This window comes from Sphingomonas bacterium (assembly GCF_903644135.1).
GTDB lineage: Bacteria > Pseudomonadota > Alphaproteobacteria > Sphingomonadales > Sphingomonadaceae > Sphingomonas.
The window spans coordinates 1-5,066 of the sequence record NZ_CAHJXA010000207.1; the positions used below are offsets into that span (position 1 = coordinate 1).

General features: G+C 69.7%; 5 protein-coding genes. 2 read left to right on the forward strand and 3 right to left on the reverse strand.

Going from position 1 to position 5,066, the window contains the following annotated elements:
- The coding region (locus HUU96_RS11005) for an AMP-binding protein (protein ID WP_174292844.1) at positions 1 to 2,868 on the forward strand (2,868 nt) is incomplete at its 5' end.
- 20 nt (positions 2,869 to 2,888) lie between these two features.
- On the opposite strand, the gene HUU96_RS11010 is transcribed toward HUU96_RS11005, so the two are convergent.
- Entirely contained in the window at positions 2,889 to 3,287 is a 399-nt protein-coding gene (locus tag HUU96_RS11010) for a VOC family protein (RefSeq protein WP_174292845.1), read from the reverse strand.
- 88 nt (positions 3,288 to 3,375) lie between these two features.
- On the opposite strand from HUU96_RS11010, the gene HUU96_RS11015 reads away from it, so the two are divergent.
- Complete coding sequence (locus tag HUU96_RS11015; protein ID WP_174292846.1) at positions 3,376 to 4,083, forward strand: helix-turn-helix transcriptional regulator; 708 nt, start codon at positions 3,376 to 3,378, stop codon at positions 4,081 to 4,083.
- A 17-nt stretch (positions 4,084 to 4,100) separates the two neighbouring features.
- Here the strand turns inward: HUU96_RS11015 and HUU96_RS11020 are convergent, their stop codons facing one another.
- Together HUU96_RS11020 and HUU96_RS11025 are read right to left on the reverse strand one after the other, a co-directional pair.
- The gene (locus HUU96_RS11020; RefSeq protein ID WP_174292847.1) at positions 4,101 to 4,538 is read right to left on the reverse strand and encodes a VOC family protein; all 438 of its coding nucleotides are present in this window, start codon (positions 4,536 to 4,538) and stop codon (positions 4,101 to 4,103) included.
- Positions 4,539 to 4,579: 41 nt separating this feature from the next.
- On the reverse strand, positions 4,580 to 5,066 hold a 487-nt coding region (locus HUU96_RS11025), incomplete at its 5' end, for an amidohydrolase family protein (RefSeq protein ID WP_174292848.1).

Here is a 5,066-nt window from a genome sequence, read left to right on the forward strand (position 1 = left end):
GCCGGCCTCGCCGCCAGCCTGTTCGTGCCGCGCGCGCCATCGGTGCGTCCGCGCCAGCCGATCGACCTCAACATCGTGCGCGGCACCGTCGCGATCCTGCGCGCCGCGCGCGGCGGGGCCGGGGTGTGGGTGGCCATCCTGGGAATCAGCTGGTTCTTCTCGGTCGGCGCGATCATACTGTCGGAGTTCGCGCCGCTGGTGAAGGGCACGCTGGGCGGCGGGCCGCAGCTGGTGACCCTGTTCCTGCTGGTCTTCTCGGTCGGCGTCGCGCTCGGCTCGCTGGCGGTCAACCGCCTGCTCGCCGGCGAGGTGTCGGCGCGCTATGTTCCCGCCTCGGCACTGGCGCTGGCTGCCTTTCTGGTGCTGCTGTGGCTCGCCGCGCGAGGTTACGCGATCAGTGACGCCGGCCCGTCGGTCGCCGCCTATCTCGCGACCCCGGGCAGCTGGGTGATCCTCGCCGCGCTCGCCGGCATCGCCGTGTCGGGCGGCATCTTCATCGTGCCGCTCTATGCGATCCTCCAGACCCACAGCGCGCCGGAGCAGCGCTCGCAGATCATCGCCGCCAACAACATCGTCAACGCCGCCGTCACCGTGGTGATGGTCGGTGTCACGCTGGCGCTGCTGGCGGGCGGCAGCAGCGTCCCCGGCGTGATCGGCGCGCTGGGGTTCGCGACGCTGGCGGTTGCGCTGATCTCGTGCTGGCTGCTGCCCGAAACATTGCTCAAGGCGTTGATCCGCAGCGTTCTCACCCTGCTTTACCGTGTCGAGGTCAACGGCCGCGCCAACATGCCCCGTGTCGGCGAGCCGGCGGTGGTGGTGGTCAACCACGTCTCGTTCCTCGACGGCCTGCTGCTCGCCGCGTTCTTGCCGGGCAAGCCGACCTTCGCGGTCGCCACCAGCATCGCCAAGGCATGGTGGGTGAAGCCGTTCCTCGGCCTGTTCGACGCCTTCCCGGTCGATCCGACCAACCCGATGGCGGCCAAGGCAATGGTCAAGGCAGTGCGCGAGGGGCGGACGCTGGTGATTTTCCCCGAAGGCCGCATCACCACCACCGGTGCGCTGATGAAGGTGTTCGACGGCCCCGGCATGGTCGCCGACAAGGCCGATGCGCCGATCGTGCCGGTGCGCATCGACGGCGCGCAGTTCACCCGCTTCTCGCGACTGGGCGGCAAGGTGCGGCGGCGACGCTTTCCCAGGATCAGCCTGACCATCCTGCCGCCGCGGCGGTTCGCGGTGAGCGGCGAGACCGCGCGCGAGCGGCGCGCGGCGGCGGGGCGGCAGCTGTACGACGTGATGAGCGACATGATCTTCGCCACGTCCGACATCGACCGGACGCTGTTCCAAGCCCTGCTCGACGCCAAGGACGTCCACGGCGGTGCCGCACCGGTGGTCGAGGACGTGAAGCGCGAGCCGCTGAGCTACCAGCGGCTGATCACCGGCGCGCTGGCGCTTGGCGAACCGCTAGCCGAGGGCACGCGGCAGGGCGAGGCGGTTGGACTACTACTACCCAACATCGCCGGCGTCGTGGTCGCCTTCTTCGCGCTGCAGGCGAAGGGGCGGGTGCCGGCGATGCTCAACTATACCGCCGGACTCGCCAACCTGAAGGCCGCGTGCACTGCGGCGGAAATCCGCACGATCGTCACTTCCCGCGCCTTCGTCGACCAGGCGAAGCTAGGTGAGGTCGTCGCCGGGCTCGCCGAGACGGGGGTTGCGATCCGCTATCTGGAAGACATCGCCGCCGGCCTCGGCGCGGTTGCGAAGTTGCGCGCAGCGGTCGCGTCCTGGTTCGCCGGGCGGCGACACCGGGCGTTGCGCATCGCCGCCGACGCGCCCGCCGTCATCCTCTTCACCAGCGGCTCCGAAGGGGTGCCCAAGGGCGTCGTCCTTACCCACCGCAACCTGCTCGCCAACTGCCTGCAGCTGGCGGCGCGGATCGACTTCAACGAGCGCGACGTGGTGCTCAACGCGCTGCCGGTGTTCCACAGCTTCGGGCTGACCGGCGGCACGCTGCTGCCGATCCTGTCGGGGGTTGAGACGGTGCTGTATCCCAGCCCGCTCCACTATCGGCTGGTGCCGGCGCTGGCTTATGACGCCAACGCGACCATCCTGTTCGGCACCGACACCTTCCTCGCCGGCTATGCGCGGATGGCGCATGGCTACGACTTCTACGCGCTGCGCTACATCTTCGCCGGTGCCGAGCGAGTGCGCGACGAGACGCGGCGCGCTTACGCGGACAAGTTCGGCCTGCGCATCCTCGAAGGCTATGGCGCGACCGAGGCGGGGCCGGTGATCGCGGTCAATACGCCGATGCATTTCCGCGCCGGCAGCGTCGGCCGGCTGCTCCCCGGCGTCGAGGGCCGGCTCGATCCGGTGCCCGGCATCACGGAAGGCGGCCGCCTGTCGATCCGCGGGCCCAACGTGATGGCCGGCTATCTCAAGGCGGACCGCCCCGGCGTGCTGCAGCCGCCGGAGGGTGGCTGGCACGACAGCGGCGACATCGTCACGATCGACGAAGCGGGGTTCGTCACCATCCGCGGCCGCGCCAAGCGCTTCGCCAAGATCGGCGGTGAGATGGTGTCGCTGCCCGCGGTCGAGGGCTATGCGGCGGCGCTGTGGTCCGACGCCGAGCACGCCGTCGTTACTCGCCCCGATGCGAAGAAGGGCGAGCAGCTGGTGCTGTTCACCACCCGCAAGGATGCCGCCGCGAGCGCGCTGCAGGGCTGGGCCAAGGCGCACGGCATCGCCGAACTGGCGGTGCCTCGCGACATCCGCATCCTCGACGCGCTGCCGGTGCTGGGGACGGGCAAGCTCGACTATGTGACGATGGGCGTGATGGCTGCGGGATCAGAGCCCGTTGGTGTCGGCTAGGCGCGATCCGCGTTCGCAGCCTATCTCGATCCAAAGCGCTCCTTCGCGGCGGTGGTGAACGGCGTGAAGAGGCTGACGATCGTCCCTTCAGGATCGCGGAACTGGACCGAGCGGTTGCCCCATGGCAGCAATTTCGGCGCGTGGACCAAGTCGACCTTGTCCTTCAGCCGGTCGAACACCGCGTCGACATCCTCGACCATGAACTCCAGGATCGCCGTGCGGTTGGCACCCGGCTCGGCGCTGCCCGGGCTGAACACCGCCACCGTCTCGGCGCTGCCGATCGCCAGCGTCGCTGCCGGCGTGATGATCTCCGCGAACTGCGGCGCGAGCCAGTCGGCCCGCTGGCCCGTCACCATTTCGTAGAAAGCGACCATCGCCTGGATGTCGGCGGCGATCAGGCGGGTGGAGGCGAATTTCATGGTCGGTCCTCTGGCACCGGCGGATCGCGCGGCATCGCCCCTTGTCGCACGGGCCTGCTGCCAGCATCCTGTCAGCAGGAGTCACCAGATGCGCCGTGCCGAACGCCTGTTCCAGATCATCCAGATCCTTCGCCGCACCGAGCGACCGACCACCGGCGCGGCGCTCGCCGCCGAGCTGGAGGTGTCGACGCGCACCGTCTGTCGCGACATCGCCGACCTGATCGGCCAGCGGGTGCCGATCACGGGCGAGGCCGGGTTCGGCTATCTGCTCGCCGCCGACTACGACATGCCGCCGCTCATGCTGACACCCGACGAGATCGAGGCGGTCGTGCTGGGCGCGCAATGGGTGGCCGAGCGCGGCGACCGGCTGCTCTCGCCGGCGGCGCGCGACGTTCTCGCCAAGATCGCAGCGGTCGTGCCCGACCACCTGCGCCCGTTCATCGCCGAACCGAGCACGTCCGCCGAGCCGGTCCTCGCCCCGGTCGAGGAGAGGATCGAGACCTCGATCCTCCGCGAGGCTGTCCGCAAACGCCTGAAGCTGCGGCTGGTCTATCGCGCCGAAGGCGGCGAGGAGACCGAGCGTATCGTGTGGCCGGTCACCCTGGGCTATGCGGATGCCAGACGGGTCCTGATCGCATGGTGCGAGCTGCGCGGCGGCTTTCGCCATTTCCGCACCGACCGGATGCAGGCCGCCACCCTGCTCGACCAGCCGATCAGCGTGGGTGGCGCAGAGCTGCGCCGCCGCTGGCAGGCCTGGCGCACCATCGAGGTGGCGAAGGCGCGATCAGGGATCTAGCTGGTCAAGCGACCGGGTCAGGTTGCGCCCGCCTCGTCAGTCGACATCGCCGCCACCGCCGCGGCGACGTCCATCCACATCGGTCCGAAGCTGTGGCCGTCAAGATCATCAAACGCGCGCGAATACATGAAGCCCATATCCTCCGGCTCGTGCCCTTCCTGGCCACCCGCCGCCACCGCCTTGGCCGTGATCGCATCGACCTCCTCGCGGCTGTCGAGCGCAAAGGCGAACAGGATGGCGCTGGTGGCGCGGCTGTCGGCGATCGGCTTGGGCGCGAAGTCCGCGAAGCGCGCGTGGCTGAGCAGGGTGAAGCTGACATCGTCCGACCAGCGCAGCATCGCCGCATCCGGCCCCGTGGCGAGCGTCTCGTCCTTGACGAAGCCGATCGCCTCGTAAAACGCGGTAGAGGCGGCGACGTCCGCCACCGGCAGGTTGACGAAGATCATTTTGGTCATCGTTCTCGCTCCTTCTGCATCTCGGGGTGTCGCCGTCAGGCTCAGGGTTCGCGCCGCACCACCGCGCCGGCCTTCATCACCAGCCTGACCGCCCGCAGCGCATGGATGTCGCGCGTCGGGTCGCCCGCGACCGCCACCAGGTCGGCGGCATAGCCCGGCTGAACGCGGCCGATCCGGTCGGCAAGCCCCAGCGCCTCGGCATTGCCCTGCGTCGCGATCGTCAGCACGGCGGCGGGAGTAAGGCCGCCCCACGCGACCATCAGTTCCTCCTCGCGCGCATTGTCGCCATGAGAGAACACGCCGGTGTCGCCACCCGCGCACAGCTTCACCCCCGCCTTGATCGCCCCGACGAAGCTCGCGCGCTTGGCGGTGATCGTCGGCGGCTCGGGGGCCTGCCCGTTCCAGCCGCGATAGCGCGTGATCGCTTCGGTGGCGGCCAGCGTCGGGCACAGGAAGGTACCGCGCGCCTTCATCAACGCGAAGACGGCAGGCGTGCCCTCGTCGCCATGCTCCACCGTGTCGACGCCC

Excerpts from the sequence above, each read along its gene's own strand:
- HUU96_RS11020 (WP_174292847.1), bottom strand. The coding sequence starts at position 4,538 with ATGACCAAAATGATCTTCGTCAACCTGCCGGTGGCGGACGTCGCCGCC.
- HUU96_RS11015 (WP_174292846.1), top strand. The coding sequence starts at position 3,376 with ATGCGCCGTGCCGAACGCCTGTTCCAGATCATCCAGATCCTTCGCCGC.
- HUU96_RS11010 (WP_174292845.1), bottom strand. The coding sequence starts at position 3,287 with ATGAAATTCGCCTCCACCCGCCTGATCGCCGCCGACATCCAGGCGATG.